Origin of the sequence: Actinotalea sp. JY-7876 (assembly GCF_014042015.1) — a bacterium.
Classification (GTDB): Bacteria; Actinomycetota; Actinomycetes; order Actinomycetales; family Cellulomonadaceae; genus Actinotalea.
Genome location: NZ_CP059493.1, coordinates 392,660 through 406,016, shown reverse-complemented (window position 1 = coordinate 406,016; position 13,357 = coordinate 392,660). Strand labels below are relative to the sequence as shown.

The 13,357-nt window shown below is 72.6% G+C and carries 19 protein-coding genes; 18 read left to right on the top strand and 1 reads right to left on the bottom strand.

The genetic code is table 11. The features are described from left to right. Window positions 1-3 precede the first annotated feature (3 nt). A complete protein-coding gene (locus tag H2O74_RS02025) occupies window positions 4-456 on the bottom strand; it encodes a hypothetical protein (RefSeq protein WP_182112904.1) in 453 nt (150 codons plus the stop codon). Between the two features lie 69 nt (window positions 457-525). On the opposite strand from H2O74_RS02025, the gene H2O74_RS02020 reads away from it, so the two are divergent. From H2O74_RS02020 to H2O74_RS01935, 18 genes are all read left to right on the top strand, one after another. Next, window positions 526-1,113, top strand: a complete 588-nt coding sequence (locus tag H2O74_RS02020; RefSeq protein ID WP_182112903.1) for a hypothetical protein — start codon at window positions 526-528, stop codon at window positions 1,111-1,113. A gap of 60 nt (window positions 1,114-1,173) precedes the next feature. Further along, window positions 1,174-2,211 (top strand): hypothetical protein, encoded by a 1,038-nt coding sequence (locus H2O74_RS02015; protein WP_182112902.1) that lies wholly within the window; start codon window positions 1,174-1,176, stop codon window positions 2,209-2,211. After that, the gene (locus H2O74_RS02010; protein ID WP_182112901.1) at window positions 2,208-2,978 is read left to right on the top strand and encodes a hypothetical protein; all 771 of its coding nucleotides are present in this window, start codon (window positions 2,208-2,210) and stop codon (window positions 2,976-2,978) included. Before H2O74_RS02015 ends, H2O74_RS02010 begins: the two co-directional genes overlap by 4 nt. 429 nt (window positions 2,979-3,407) lie before the next feature. Further along, window positions 3,408-3,740 carry a hypothetical protein gene (locus tag H2O74_RS02005; protein WP_182112900.1) on the top strand — a complete coding sequence of 111 codons (333 nt, stop codon included), beginning with the start codon at window positions 3,408-3,410 and terminating at the stop codon, window positions 3,738-3,740. A gap of 131 nt (window positions 3,741-3,871) precedes the next feature. Further along, the gene (locus H2O74_RS02000; protein WP_182112899.1) at window positions 3,872-4,402 is read left to right on the top strand and encodes a hypothetical protein; all 531 of its coding nucleotides are present in this window, start codon (window positions 3,872-3,874) and stop codon (window positions 4,400-4,402) included. 94 nt (window positions 4,403-4,496) lie between these two features. Beyond that, window positions 4,497-5,894, top strand: coding sequence for a hypothetical protein (locus H2O74_RS01995; protein ID WP_182112898.1), 1,398 nt, complete (start codon window positions 4,497-4,499; stop codon window positions 5,892-5,894). 13 nt (window positions 5,895-5,907) lie between these two features. Further along, window positions 5,908-6,090, top strand: a complete 183-nt coding sequence (locus tag H2O74_RS16805; RefSeq protein ID WP_182112897.1) for a hypothetical protein — start codon at window positions 5,908-5,910, stop codon at window positions 6,088-6,090. Next, window positions 6,087-7,259 carry a phage portal protein gene (locus H2O74_RS01985; RefSeq protein WP_182112896.1) on the top strand — a complete coding sequence of 391 codons (1,173 nt, stop codon included), beginning with the start codon at window positions 6,087-6,089 and terminating at the stop codon, window positions 7,257-7,259. The genes H2O74_RS16805 and H2O74_RS01985 overlap by 4 nt, the downstream gene beginning before the upstream one ends. After that, the gene (locus H2O74_RS01980) at window positions 7,259-8,041 is read left to right on the top strand and encodes an HK97 family phage prohead protease (protein ID WP_182112895.1); all 783 of its coding nucleotides are present in this window, start codon (window positions 7,259-7,261) and stop codon (window positions 8,039-8,041) included. The genes H2O74_RS01985 and H2O74_RS01980 overlap by 1 nt, the downstream gene beginning before the upstream one ends. Window positions 8,042-8,169: 128 nt before the next feature. After that, window positions 8,170-9,585 carry a hypothetical protein gene (locus H2O74_RS01975; RefSeq protein WP_182112894.1) on the top strand — a complete coding sequence of 472 codons (1,416 nt, stop codon included), beginning with the start codon at window positions 8,170-8,172 and terminating at the stop codon, window positions 9,583-9,585. A gap of 88 nt (window positions 9,586-9,673) precedes the next feature. Then, window positions 9,674-10,057 (top strand): hypothetical protein, encoded by a 384-nt coding sequence (locus H2O74_RS01970; RefSeq protein WP_182112893.1) that lies wholly within the window; start codon window positions 9,674-9,676, stop codon window positions 10,055-10,057. A 76-nt stretch (window positions 10,058-10,133) separates the two neighbouring features. Then, the gene (locus tag H2O74_RS01965) at window positions 10,134-10,676 is read left to right on the top strand and encodes a hypothetical protein (RefSeq protein ID WP_182112892.1); all 543 of its coding nucleotides are present in this window, start codon (window positions 10,134-10,136) and stop codon (window positions 10,674-10,676) included. After that, the gene (locus H2O74_RS01960; protein ID WP_182112891.1) at window positions 10,673-11,143 is read left to right on the top strand and encodes a hypothetical protein; all 471 of its coding nucleotides are present in this window, start codon (window positions 10,673-10,675) and stop codon (window positions 11,141-11,143) included. The genes H2O74_RS01965 and H2O74_RS01960 overlap by 4 nt, the downstream gene beginning before the upstream one ends. Further along, window positions 11,140-11,574 carry an HK97 gp10 family phage protein gene (locus H2O74_RS01955; RefSeq protein ID WP_182112890.1) on the top strand — a complete coding sequence of 145 codons (435 nt, stop codon included), beginning with the start codon at window positions 11,140-11,142 and terminating at the stop codon, window positions 11,572-11,574. Before H2O74_RS01960 ends, H2O74_RS01955 begins: the two co-directional genes overlap by 4 nt. A 22-nt stretch (window positions 11,575-11,596) precedes the next feature. After that, window positions 11,597-12,013 carry a hypothetical protein gene (locus tag H2O74_RS01950; RefSeq protein WP_182112889.1) on the top strand — a complete coding sequence of 139 codons (417 nt, stop codon included), beginning with the start codon at window positions 11,597-11,599 and terminating at the stop codon, window positions 12,011-12,013. A gap of 4 nt (window positions 12,014-12,017) precedes the next feature. Continuing rightward, entirely contained in the window at window positions 12,018-12,518 is a 501-nt protein-coding gene (locus H2O74_RS01945) for a hypothetical protein (protein WP_182112888.1), read from the top strand. After that, on the top strand, window positions 12,515-12,997 hold the full coding sequence (locus H2O74_RS01940) for a hypothetical protein (protein ID WP_182112887.1): 483 nt from the start codon (window positions 12,515-12,517) through the stop codon (window positions 12,995-12,997). Before H2O74_RS01945 ends, H2O74_RS01940 begins: the two co-directional genes overlap by 4 nt. Window positions 12,998-13,023: 26 nt before the next feature. Next, window positions 13,024-13,323, top strand: coding sequence for a hypothetical protein (locus H2O74_RS01935; protein WP_182112886.1), 300 nt, complete (start codon window positions 13,024-13,026; stop codon window positions 13,321-13,323). Window positions 13,324-13,357 lie beyond the last annotated feature (34 nt).

Here is a 13,357-nt window from a genome sequence, read left to right as displayed (position 1 = left end):
CCGCTACTCCTCGTCCAATTCCGCAGCTTCGAGTACCCGGATCGCCCGCCACGTGAGCGCGATCGCCGTCACCGCGATGGCCAACAGCACCGCGGCCATGATGGCGGAGACGATCCTTGCGTCCTCGGACATGTCCGGATTCACCACCGCGAAGGTGACGAGCCACGCGGAGCCCGCGATCCCCACCAGGGCGATGTTCCGCGCGATTGCTATGTCCCGCTTCGCTCGCCACGGCGCGGTCCCTGTCCGCGCCTCGCGCCAGGCGACTAGCTGTGTCACTTCGCGCTCAGCATGGACGCGCAGCCGGTCCCGCGCTGCTCCCGGTTCCATGACGGCGACGAGCTCAAGATCGCGCTTCGCACGTGCAACACGGCGACCGTCACGGCCCCAGGCAGAACCATGCACGAGGAACGTAACCAGGACCGCCCCGGCGGCGGCGATGAATGCGGGGCCCACCTCCCTGTCATCGGCGGACCCGAGGCGTCCCTTGAGTCCCGTGTTGCGGCCCGCAGGCATGGACGCCGCATGACGGCGGCGAAGGACTACAGCCACAGCAAGTACGCCGAGACGAACCGGCGTCGGAAGGCCGACGCGCTCGCGGCCGCGGCGGCGCACCTGGGTCTGCAGCCGTTCGAGCTGACGCTCGTCGGCGGGACCGTCGCCGACGCGGGCCGCCGAAAGCTCGTACGCAAGGCGGCCGGCCTCGACCGGGACGCGTCGGTCGAGACGTGGTCGCAGGCGCTCGGCGCGCTTGAGCAGACGCTGTGGCGTGTGCCGGGCACGACCGCGTGCCCGGACTGCGGCTGGCCGATCCGCGTGGTCACGACGGCGACCGGGAAGCGCGTTGCGCTGGACCCGCTGCCGCGCGAGGACGGGTCGGTGTACCGCTCGGAAGTCCGGGGCAAGCCCGTGGCCGTCGTCGTCGCTGGCCACGACACCGTGCCGGACGACGAGCCGCTGTACCGCCAGCACGCCCGCTCCTGCCCGAAGACCTCGGGCCGGGCGCGCGCCGAGGCACCGAAGTGCACCGAGTGCGGGCACCCGCTCGACGGTGTCCTGGCCGCCCGCGATGCGACCTACACCATGCACCCGGCCTGCGCTCGCGACCCGTGACATCCGCCGTGAGGGCTCTCCGCCCGATGTCACACCAGCACCGATCGAGAGGAACACCCTGTGGCATGGCTCCGCCTTGGCGACACGGCAGCGACGTACCCGGCGCTGCTCGAGGTTGCTGAGCACCCGGAGGCCGACGAGGGCTCGGTCGACGAGGTCTTCGGCTTCTTCATGCGGGTCGCTGCGCAGTCCGCGCAGCACCCCCACGCCACCGACTACATCGTCACCATGGCGACGGCGCGCCTCATCGGCGGCACCCGAGCCCGCACCGAACGGCTGATCGCACTCGCGGAGCCATCCGGGCTGATGACGCCGGTCGAGGTCGACGGGCGCCGCGTCGTTCAGCTGCTCAACGACCCCGACTTCGTCCACATCAAGACGGCCGAGGTCATCGCGTGGGAGAAGCAGCGCCGCGCCGACAACGGCAACCCCGCCGTGACCGTCCTGATCCGCATGCGCGACGGCGACGCCTGCCGCTACTGCGGCAAGGTCGTCAACTTCAACGCCCGCACCGGCAAGCTCGCCGGCACCTACGACCACCGCCCACCCGGCCAACCCGCCTCACCCGACACCTCGGTCGTCGCCTGCTCGAGCTGTAACAGCGCTCGCGGCGATCGACCGCTCGAGGTGGCCGACGCTGAGCTGCCGCTCCTGCCGGCGCCGCGTCACCCGTACTACTCCCGCTCGACCCGCAAGTGGCTCAACGGCTACGCGTCGCTGCTCGCCGAGCACGGCCTCACGCCGCCGCCGCTGCAGGACGAGTCCATCGCCGACCTCAAGCCCGGCACCCCGCTGCAGCGCCCGGACACCGCACCCGATGGTGTGCGACCCGGCAGCGCGCGGCCCGCGGACCCCGCACCCCAGCGCGTGCGACCCGCCGATGCGCCGACCGCTCCTGACAGGGACCTGCCAGGCCCGGGCAGGACGCGACAGGACGCCTGGGTGCAGCCGACGGGAACACCGGGACGGGACGGGACGGGTCGGGTCGGGGAGGGCCTGGACGGGGAGGGCAGGGAGGCGGCGCCGCCGCCAGGCGGCCGCCGCCGCAGGGGCCGCCGCGGCGGCCGCACGACCAGACCCCGAGGAGAGACCCGATGACGACGCACACCCGACCCCCGACCGACGCCCGCACCTCACGCACCGCCCGCATCACCGACCGGATCGAGGACCTCCTTGAGCCGATGACCACCGTCGGGACGCAGTGGGTGGCGCTCGACGCGCTCGGCTACCTCGCCGATCTCGGCTACGGGCCGAAGGTGCGCCTGGCCCCGACGGCGCACACGGTCGTGCACCCGCCCCTGGTCGAGCAGCTCGCCCGCGACGCCGGCGGCTCGACGGCCGGCACGAGCAGCAGCACCGGCCACGAGTCGCGCCCTCCGGGCAGCCTCGACGCGGCTGACACGCTGCGCACGATGCGACGGCAGTCCCGGTGGTGGGTGACTCGAGCGTTCAGCGCCGACTCGACCAGGCTGCCCGCGGACCTTCGCCTCATCGCCTCGCGCGCGCACGAGCTCGACGACGACGACCTGCGCTACCTCGACCGCGACGTCCTCGGCTGGTGGTCGCACGCTCGGATCACGACGACCTGGGCCACCGCACCGATGAAGCCGAACGTGCCGTGCATGGTCTGCGCTCAGGTGGGCGGGCTGCAGGTGGTCATCGAGCCGCTCGCCGCGATCTGCCGGCGCTGCGGGTCCGCGTGGGATGCGGCGACGATCGGTGTGCTCGGTGAGCACGTCCGCCTCGCGACCGCGGCCATGCTAGACGAGCCGCGTGTCGCACGCCGCACGCCGTCGCGAGCTCGTGACGAGGGGCTGCCGAGGATCCTGACCGGGCTCGTCTACGAGAGCGCCGCCGGTGAGTGACGCTGTCCGGGTAGGCCACGGTCGGTCGGACTGGCACTGTCGGTGCCACCCGGAGCGCGGCGCCCACGCTGTGCCATCCCTCGCGGCCGAGTGCGAGGACAGGACCCAGGGCGAGCCGGTGTTGACGGGCGACCCCCGACCGACGTAGCCTCGCGCGCAGTGGGTACGTCATGCCCACGGACAGGGCTCGGCCAAGCGGCCGGGCCCTTCGTGCTTCCCGGGTGGCGACGCTCGGGGACGCAGGTCGCCCCGCCACCGCGCGGGTGCAAGGGGTCGGCGGGCCGCACGGGGGTGCGGGTCATCGGAGCGTCGTGCGGCCCGACGTAGCCGGCCCCGCCCACAAGCACCCCAGCTCGCGCACCGGATCGGACCAACGACGTGCCGCCTCGAGCGGCCGAAGCCGAGGACCGTGCAGGGCTGGGGGGCAGCATGCCGTCGCTCCACGAGTGGGATCCGCGCCGGGGTCGGCAGGGCCGCGTGTGGCGTCGGCTGGTCAAGGAGCTGTGCCCGCCCGGTTCGCTGTGCGAGCGGCCCGTCTGCCTCTACCCCGAGCTCGAGCGCGTGATCCTGTTCGGGCTGCGGCACAACCATCCGCACGGACCGAGCCTGGACCACATCGTCCGGCTCGAGGACGGCGGCCACCCCACCGCACCGTGGAACCTGCGGCCCGCGCACTTCGGGTGCAACGCGGGCTGGCGCAGAGGCGTGCCGACGCCGCCTCGACCTCGGTCCCGAGCGGTTCCACCGCCCGACCTGTCCTGAGCGTTCCCGCAGGTCGGCGGCACTTTTTCTTGAGGGCAGATCGGCCGGGCGACCCGCGCACTGCCCGTTCTCTCTCCCCCCACGGCTCTCCCCAGGTGATGCCCTACGGCGTGTGATCGGAGGTGCCGCGGATGGCTCGTGAGGTGACCAACCACGGCCGGTCCGGGTACCGCCAGGGGTGCAAGTGCGAGGTGTGCCGGGCGGCGAAGCGCGAGTACATGCGCGGCTGGCGCGCGCGGCAGAAGGCTGCCGTCGAGCGCACGGACGCGCCCGGGGAGAGCGCGTCGACGACGCCCACACCGGCCCCCGTGGCGGCGGCGGGCTCGCTGGACATGACGGCGCCGGCCGGTCCGCTCGAGCAGGCCTTCCTCGAGGACCTGCGCGAGCCGGACGACCGTGTCGCGTTCCGCCGGCACCTCGTGGGCATCGGACGGCTGAACGCGCGGGTGCTCGACCAGATCGGGACGCTCGACCGCCTCGACCTCGTCTCTCCGGTGCAGCTGCGGCAGCTCGAGGTTCTGCAGCGCCTCGCGCTCCTCGGATTCGCCGGCCTACGAGACGACGACGACGAGGGCGAGGGCGACCTCGCGGCGGACGCGGCCGCGATGCTCGCGGACATCGCGCAGGAGGGCGGCGCGGGTGGTTCGGGCTGGCAGGCCTGAGGCTGTCCCGCTCTACGCCACCGAGCGCAACCCACAGCGCGAGACCAGTGGCGGCCGCGTCGCCTCGGTCGGCCGCCGGCTCGGCACCCCGTTCATGCCGTGGCAGCGCCTCGCGGCAGACATCGCGCACGAGATCGACCCCGAGACCGGGCTTCCGTGGTACCAGGAGATCCTGCTCGTGGTGCTGCGCCAGTGCGGGAAGACGACGCTCCTGCGCGCCGAGCTCACCGACACGTGCCTGTTCAAGCCGAAGGCTCGTGTGCGCTACACCGCGCAGAACCGGCTCATGGCCCTTGGGCGCCTCGAGGCCGACTTCTGGGAGCCGATCAACGCCTCACCGCTACGCAGCTTCCTGAACCCGCGCGTGGGGCGCAGGACGGGCAAGCCGGGGCTCTCGGGCAAGAACGGCCAGGAGGCGATCTCTTTCGCGAACGGCGCGACCTGGGGCATCGACTCGGTGAAGTCGACCTCCGGTCACGGTCCGTCCCTGCACAAGGGTGCGATCGACGAGGCATTCGCTCACCCGGACGCGCGCATCGAGCAGGCGATGACACCCGCCATGGCGACGATCCCCGACGCACAGCTGTACATCGCGTCGGCCGCCGGCGACGCGTCGTCGGTCTACCTGCGACAGAAGCTCGAGGCGGCCCGCGCTCGCGTGCAGCTCGAGAACGCCAAGCCCTTGCACCAGCGCGTCTCGCGCACGGCGCTGATCGAGTACGCGGCGCCAGCCGGTGCCGACCGCGCGGACCCCGCGACGTGGTGGGCCTGCCACCCGGCACTGGGGTACACGATCACCGAGGCGAAGATCCGCGCCGCGATGGAGTCCTTCGAGCACGAGCCGGAAGAGTTCGACCGCGCCTACCTCGGCTGGTGGCCGAGCGCGAAGGTGCCCGACCCCGTTATCCCGCGGCTCGCGTGGAACGACCTCAAGGTCGATGAGGACAAGGCGGACTGGACCGGGGAGCCGGTGTGGTGCGTCGACGTCGCCCCGGAGCGCGACTGGACGTCGATCGGCTTCGCCGCGAAGACACCGGGTGCGCGGGCGCACCTCGAGGTCATCGACCACGAGCAGGGCCCACCGCACTGGGCGGTCCGTCGCCTGGTCCAGCTGCGCGGCCTGCTCGGCGGCAACGTCGTCGCGATCGACGGGCAGGGCGGCGCCGGGGCGCTCGAGAAGGACCTCGAGCGCGAGGGCTTCATCGTCCAGCGACTGTCGCTGCGGGACAAGGTCGACGCGTGCGGCGGTCTCTACGACGACGCGCTGTCCGGCCTGATCAAGCACATGGGCGACTCGGTCCTCGACGGCGCACTGTTCTCGGCCGTGAAGCGCTACACCGGGGACGCGTGGACGTTCTGGCGCGGCAAGTCGCTCAAGGACATCACCCCGCTGTACGCGGTGACGCTCGCCCGGCACGTCCTCGTGCAGCTCTGGGGCGACGACTACGACCCCGACGAGTCGACCTACGGCGGCGCGGAGACAGACGAGTGAGGAGGCCGCTGGCATGAGCCTCACGGACCTGCTGGACCTGGTCGGGCTGCTCGCCCTGGTGGCCGCGGCCGCGGTGTTCGCCGGCGTCATGCTCGGGCTCGCCGCCGCGCTCGCGGTCGCCGGCGGCGGGCTGCTGCTGGTGTCGTACGTGATCGACCGGGCGCCCCGTCGCCGGACCCGCAGGAGCGCCCGGTGAGCCTTCTGCGCCGCTCGGTGTCCCTGGGGGACGTCTCGCCCGGGGACCGGCCTCTGCGCCGCTCTGGCGGCCCCGCGGTGACGTCGACGTCGGCGCTGCGCCAGTCGGTGGTGTGGGCGTCGTGCCGGCTGCGCGCGGACCTGATCTCGATGATGCCGATCGACGTGTACCGCCGGTCGAAGGCCGCCGGCATCAACGTGCCGGTGTCCACGCCCCCCGTCCTCGTGAACCCGACCGAGGTCGCCGACGGCCACCCGATGGCGATCGCCGAGTGGATGTACTCCGGGCAGATGAGCCTGGACCGGGGCGGCAACAACATCGGCGTCATCCGCAAGGTCGACGCGTTCGGGCTGCCCGCGCAGATCGACCTCGTCTCCCTCGACGACGTGACGATGCGCGTCAAGGGCGGCCGGATCACCGAGTACCGGATCAACGGCGAGAAGCACGAGACCCGGCACATCTGGCACGAGCGCCAGCACACGGTCGCCGGCGTCCCGATCGGCCTGTCCCCCGTCGCCTACGCCGCGCTGCACCTCGCCGGCGCGCAGGCCGCGGCCGAGTTCGCGGTCGACTGGTTCGTGAACGGAGCCGTGCCGAGCGCGATCCTCAAGAACGAGGAGAAGGTCCTCGACCCGCTCAACGCCGAGCGGACCAAGCGCCGGTTCCTCGCCTCGACGCGGGCCGGTGAGCCGTTCGTCACGGGCAAGGACTGGTCCTACAACGCGATCTCCGCCAAGGCCGCCGAGGCTGCGTTCATCGAGCAGATGCAGTACTCCGACGTCGCGCTCGCGCGCTTCTACGGTGTGCCCGGCGACCTCGTCGACGTCGCGGTCAACTCCTCGACGATCAACTACGCGAACATCACCCAGCGCAACCTGCAGCTGCTCATCATGAACCTGGGCGCGCCGGTCAAGCGGCGCGAGGACGCGCTCGAGCGCCTCACCCCGTCGTCGCAGTTCGTGAAGCTGAACCGCGATGTGATCCTCGCGATGGACGCGAAGTCGCGCGCCGAGCTGTTCAAGGCGCAGATCGACTCGCGCACCCGCACGCCGGACCAGGTCCGTGCGATCGACGACCTCCTGCCCCTCTCCGACGCCGACTACGCGCAGTTCGAGCGGCTGTGGCCCGCCCGCACGCCCAACCAGCCGCAGACCTCAGGAGGCAACTGATGGACACCGAGCTCGTCGAGCAGATCGCGGCCGCGGGCCGTGAGCGCTCGCAGGCGGTCGCCCAGCGCGCGGACCGGCCTGGCCAGCGCCGGTGCGCGCCCGAACAGAGCGCTCGTGCGTGGGTCTCCGCGCCGGCTGAGCGGCTCGAGCTGCGCGCCGCCGACGCCGAGGGCGGGTCGCTGCGCTTCGAGGGGTACGCCGCGGTGTACGAGCGCGGCTACGAGATGTGGGACTGGTACGGGCCGTACACCGAGGTCGTCTCCGCCGGTGCGGGTGCGTCGTCGCTCGCCCGCGCCGACCTGGACGTCCCCCTCGTGCTGCAGCACTCGGCGCTGCGCAGGATCGCGCGCACGTCGAACGGGACGCTGCTCCTCAGCGAGGACGAGACCGGCCTGCGCACGGACGCGCCGGCGCTCGACCCGACGGACGCCGATGTCGCCTACATCGCGCCCAAGCTGCGCGCCGGCCTCATCGACGAGATGAGCTTCATGTTCCGGATCGTGCGCGGCATCTGGTCCCCGGACTACACCGAGTACCGGATCGAGGAGTACGACATCCACCGCGGCGACGTCGCGATCGTCGCCTACGGCGCGAACCCCTTCACCGTCGGCGCCGGCCTCCGCTCGAGCGACGCACTCGAGGTCGTCCGCTCGCTCGACGAGCAGACCGCCCGCGAGGCCTTCACCGTCCTGCGCTCGCGGCTCGAGCCCGCCGGCGCTCTCCCCCAGCGTGGCCGTGACCTCGTCTCCCTCGAGGACACGCGCCTGGTCGAGCTCGTCTGAGCCGACCACCCCCACCCGAACGCGTCGCGTAAGGGCCTGCCGCGCAACACGCCTGGCCGGGCACCGCCTGTCGCTGATGGGAACCCCTCATCAACGATCGCCCCACGGGGCAGAAGTGGAGTACCACGATGACGCTCGAGCAGCTCATCGCGCGGCAGCGGGAGCAGGTCAACACCCGGATCAGCCTGCGCAACCAGTACGCGACGGAGCTCGAGGAGCTCCGCGGCGCCGACAGCGTCGACGAGGTGAAGGTCGAGGAGCTCCGCGGCAAGAAGGCGGGCCTCGACGCGGAGATCACCGCGCTGCGGTCCAAGCTCACCGAGCTGGAGGACGAGCAGCGCGCGGACGACGCCGCGGCCCGCCTGCAGCGTGAGCACACGCCCTCGGGTGCGCCCGAGTCGCGCGGCGGCGAGAAGGACCGCGCCGTCGTCACCGAGAAGCGCACGTACGCCCCGGAGACCGACCCGCAGGGCCTGCGGTTCCTGTCCGACGTCGCGGCCGACTTCCTCGGGAACCGGCAGGCCGGCCAGCGCCTCGAGCAGCACATGGCCGAGGAGCGGGTCGAGCGCGGCGAGCAGCTGGCGCGCGCTGTCACGACCGGCGGCGCGCCGGGCCTGGTGGTCCCGCAGTACCTGATCGACATGTACGCCCCGAAGGGGCGCCCGGGTCGCCGGTTCGCGGACCAGTGCCGCCAGCACAACCTGCCCGACACCGGCATGACGGTGTACATCCCGCGGCAGACCGCCATGGCGGAGGTCGCAGAGCAGGTCAACGAGCTCGACACGGTGGCCGAGAACGACTACGACGACGAGCTGATCTCGGTGAAGGTCCGCACGGCGGCCGGCTCGCAGACGATCTCGCGGCAGTCCGTCGAGCGCTCGCTCGGCACCGAGGACATCGTCTTCGAGGACCTGCTCAAGAGCTACGACGTCAACCTCGACAAGATGCTCATCACGTCCCCGGTGTGGGGCCTCCTCGCGGTCGCGAACCCCATCACGTACACCGACGCGGACCCGACGGCCGCCGAGCTGTACCGCAAGATCCTCGGCGCCGCGGCCAACGTCGAGGACGTGCTCGAGGACGCCGACGAGGACGACGTCTTCACCCTCATGCGTGGTCGGCGCTGGGCGTGGCTCAGCGGGGAGGTCACGGACAAGAAGCCCTTCATCGCCCAGCCGGGCGTGCCGCAGGGCTTCGGCAACTCCGAGGGCAACGGGTACGCCGTCCCGAACGGGGTCCGCGGCTACCTGCCGAACGGCGGGCCGGTCGTCACGGACAACAACCTCCCCAAGGGCCTGGGGGTGGGCACCAACGAGGACGCGGTCGTGGTGGTCGCCCGCCAGGAGGCACACCTGTGGGAGGACCCGGCCGCGCCGCTGTTCATCCGCGCGGAGACGGGCCCGAACACGAAGAAGCTCGGCATCGACCTGGTCGTGTACGGGTACTTCGCGGCGTGCTTCGACCGGGTCGTCGACTCGCAGGGCTCGCCGAAGGCCGTGCACCAGAAGATCACCGGCACCGGCCTGGTCGCCCCGACCTTCTGAGGTCGCTCGCCGGGGCCCGTCGCCGCCGTACGTCGTGGCGGGCTCCGGCCGTACCCCCGATCACGAACGTCCCGAGGAGGGATCAGTCATGGCACGGAACCACCAGCAGGCCGCGCGGGCACGCGAGGCCGCCGCTCAGGAGCGCAGCGAGCTGCGCACCGCGCTCGAGGAGGAGAAGCGCGGGTACGTCACCCGCGGCCTCGACGAGCGCGCGAAGGCCGTCGACGACCAGATCAAGGCACTCGCCAAGCTCGACGCCCAGGACGCGAAGACCACGCCGAAGGACGACGGCGACGACAAGCGCGAGTCGGCGCCGCGCCAGCCCCGCGGATCCGCCCGGGCCGCGGCCAAGGCGGCGAGCGGTGAGCCTGCCGACGACCGCAAGTCGGACCAGGGCCACACGGCGGGCGCCGACAAGTCCGCCGGCGACGAGCACGCGACGTCGGGCGCTGGCCAGGGCCAGAAGTCCTGATCGCGACGGCGCGCCGCCCGGCCCTCGGGTCGGGCGGCGCGCCGCCCTCGCACGGGTGCGGTGAGAGGAGGCCCAAGTGGCTCTGACGGTGACGGACCTGCAGCGCTGGCTGCGGATGACCGACAACGACCCCGCGGCTGGCTCCCCCGACCTCGACCGGGTCCTCAAGTCCGCGATCGGCATCGTCGAGGCGCGGGTGGGTGCCCTCAGTCCGCAGGAGCGCGTGTACCGCGTCCGTGCGCGCTCGACGGCCCTCCTGCTCCCCGGAGTCGATTGGGAGGCCGTGGTGGCCGTCACCGCACCGGACGGCACCGAGATCCCCGTGAGCGACCTCGACGTCGACCTCGATGCGGGCATCGTGCATGTGCCGCGCGCGCTCTCGGGCGAGTGGAGTGTCACCGCCACGCCGGCCGCGCCTCCGCCCACCGCCGCAGCCTCACTCGAGCAGGCCGTGCTCATCGTCGCAGCGCACCTGTGGAAGCTGCAGCAGGGCAGCGCGGACGGCGGCGCGCGCATCGGCCAGATGCCCGGGTCCGATGCCCCGCCGCAGGGCTTCGCGGTCCCTGCTCGCGCGGCCGAGCTCATGCGCCCCTACGAGCGCGTCGGGGGCTTCGCGTGAGCGGCCCGACGATCACCAGGATCCCCGGCGTCGTCGACGCGCTGCTGGAGCTGCTCCGCGACGCCCTTCCCGACGAGGTGCAGGTCGCTGACGGCCCGACGATCGGTGTGATCCTGCAGGAGGCGCTGTGCGTCGGCTTCTCCGAGGCCACGGACTCCCCCGGGTACCAGGCCACGCTCGAGCGCTCGCAGGGCATGGGCCGGCCGCGGTTCGAGGAGCAGTTCGAGGTCCGCTGCTTCCTCACGGTCGCGTCGGGTGACACCGACGACGGCAGCGTGAGGCGCGCGCGGACCCGCTGCGCCGAGCACCTGGTGGTGATCGACGGCGCACTGCGCGACGCTCACGTCACCGGCGGGGCGTGGGATCGGGCGGCGCTCGGCCCGGACATGCGGTGGACACCGGTCGTGGACTCCGAGGGCACCCTCTGCAACGTCTTCTTCTCCATCGTCGGCGCGAGCCTGCTGTGACGTCCCGCGACGCTGACCTCACCAAGCTCGCGTCCGACCTGAACCGTCTGCCGGCGAACCTGCGCCGGGCGGTGCGCCCGAAGGTCCGCGAGGCCGGCGGCGAGACGCTGCGTGTCGCGCAGGCCAATGCCCGGTGGTCCTCGCGGATCCCGGCCGCCCTGTCGTTACGGACGTCGTTCGGGGCCCGCGCGGCTGGCGCGACCGTCGTCGCGTCGACCGCGATCGCTCCTCACGCCCGCGTCTACGAGGGCATGGTGCACGACTCCTTCCGCCACCCGGTGTTCGCGCGCGCTGGCCGCGGGGCGGAGTGGGTCTCCCAGGCGGCCCGCCCGTACGTGCGCCCGGCAGCGAAGGCGACCGGTCAGCGGTTCGTCGAGGCGACGAACACCGCGATCGACGAGGCGCTCACCGCATCTGGCTTCACGAAGTGATCCCCGCGCAGGAAGGCACGTCATGACCCTGATCCGCCACCCCGAGACCAAGGCGGCCTTCGACTGCCCGGAGGCTGTGCTCGAGCACTGGACCGGCGCGGCTGGCTGGGAGGTCGCCGGCGACGTCGAGCGGCCGGCGCCGCGCACGCTGCTGGTCTTGGCGCGCACGAAGGCCGAGGCGACGCAGTACCTCAAGGACGCCGCCCACCAGGGCCCGGCCCTCTACGTCGGCGACACGGGTGCCCTGCGGGGCTGCGACCCGCTGCTGGTCGACGTGGCGGAGCTGGCCAGCTTCCCCGAGCACCGCCACCACGACGAGATCACCGAGGCGCTCGCCGCGATGGGGATCCGCGTCGGGCCCACCAGCACCCCGGCCGAGCCTGGCGGGGACGGGGACGACCCGGGCACGGACTCGTCCACCACCACCGAGAAGGAGTAGAGCTATGGCACCCGCCACCCCCCTGCCGCTCGCCGAGCGGTTCTTCGCCCCGGAGATCACGCGCGTCTTCTGGGTCCCCCTCATCGCCGCCGCGGCGACGCTCGTCTACACCCGGGCCGAGCTCGACGCGGGGACCGAGCTGACCGACGAGCTCGCGGACCTGTCCGGGTGGACCGTCACCGGCGCGAGCATCGCGACCCCGGACATCAAGCGTCGGTTCACGGGCAGCATCCCGGGCCGGCAGACCGCTGCGGACTCCTCGATCACGTTCTACGCGGACCTGAAGGGCAACGACGTCCGCAAGGTCCTCACGTCGGGCATGAACGGGAACGTGGTCTTCATGGACGGTGGTGACGTGCCGGCGTCGCCGTCGGACGTCTTCCCCGCCCGGGTGAACACGGTGGGCAAGGTGCGCAGCGTCGGGGACGCCGCGCACCAGCTCACGGTGGGCTTCACGATCACGCGGGCGCCGAAGGTCGACATCCCCGTCCCCGCCGCGGCATGAGCTCGATCCGCGATCGCCTCGCGGCGAAGGCTCGGCGGCGTGTCGTGATCCCGGTCCTGGTCTCCGACCCGACCGAGGACCGACGACGCGCCGCCGTGGCCGACGCGGAGTTCCTCGCCGCCCAGGCGCGACCCGCGCGCGCGGGTGACCTGCCGGCCCTCCAGGAGGCCGCGGCGGCGGCGCGCGCCGCCGTCGCACAGCACTTCGAGGACGTCGCCTTCCGGGCCCTGCGCCCGGACGACCTCGAGGCGCTCATCGCCGAGCACAGCAAGGGTGAGGAGCCCGACCGGGACGCCCTGCGCGCCGCGCTCGCGGCCGAGTGTGCGGAGGACGAGGCCCTGCGTGACGAGGCGTGGTGGCGTGAGCAGCTGGACCCGAAGACGACGTCGTGGAGCAGCGGCGAGCGTGACCAGCTGTACTTCGAGCTGCTCACCGGCCTGCACTACACGGTCCCGGCGGCGGCCCTCCCAAAAGACTGAGCCGCGACCAGCTGTTCGCCGCACGGATGGCGTACTGCGGGCCCCGCGGCATCCCGTTGTCGGCGTTCCTGCGCTGGGAGCAGGACGACCAGGACGCCGCCCTGGCCTGGTCCGGGTACGAGGCGCGGCGCTGTTCCTCGTGCGGCACCCATCCCGACGAAGGGCCCCGCCACGTGCACATCAACGTGTGCTCGGGCTGTGTCGAGCGTGACCGGGCGGCGGGTGACGAGGCCGCGAAGGTCCGTGGCGCGCACATCCACCTCGCTGGCGGCACGTCGGCGTCATGCCCGCGGTGCACAGCCGAGCGCAAGGCCAACAGCGGCTAGCGCCTGCCCGGCGACGTCCCACCTCCCCTCTTGG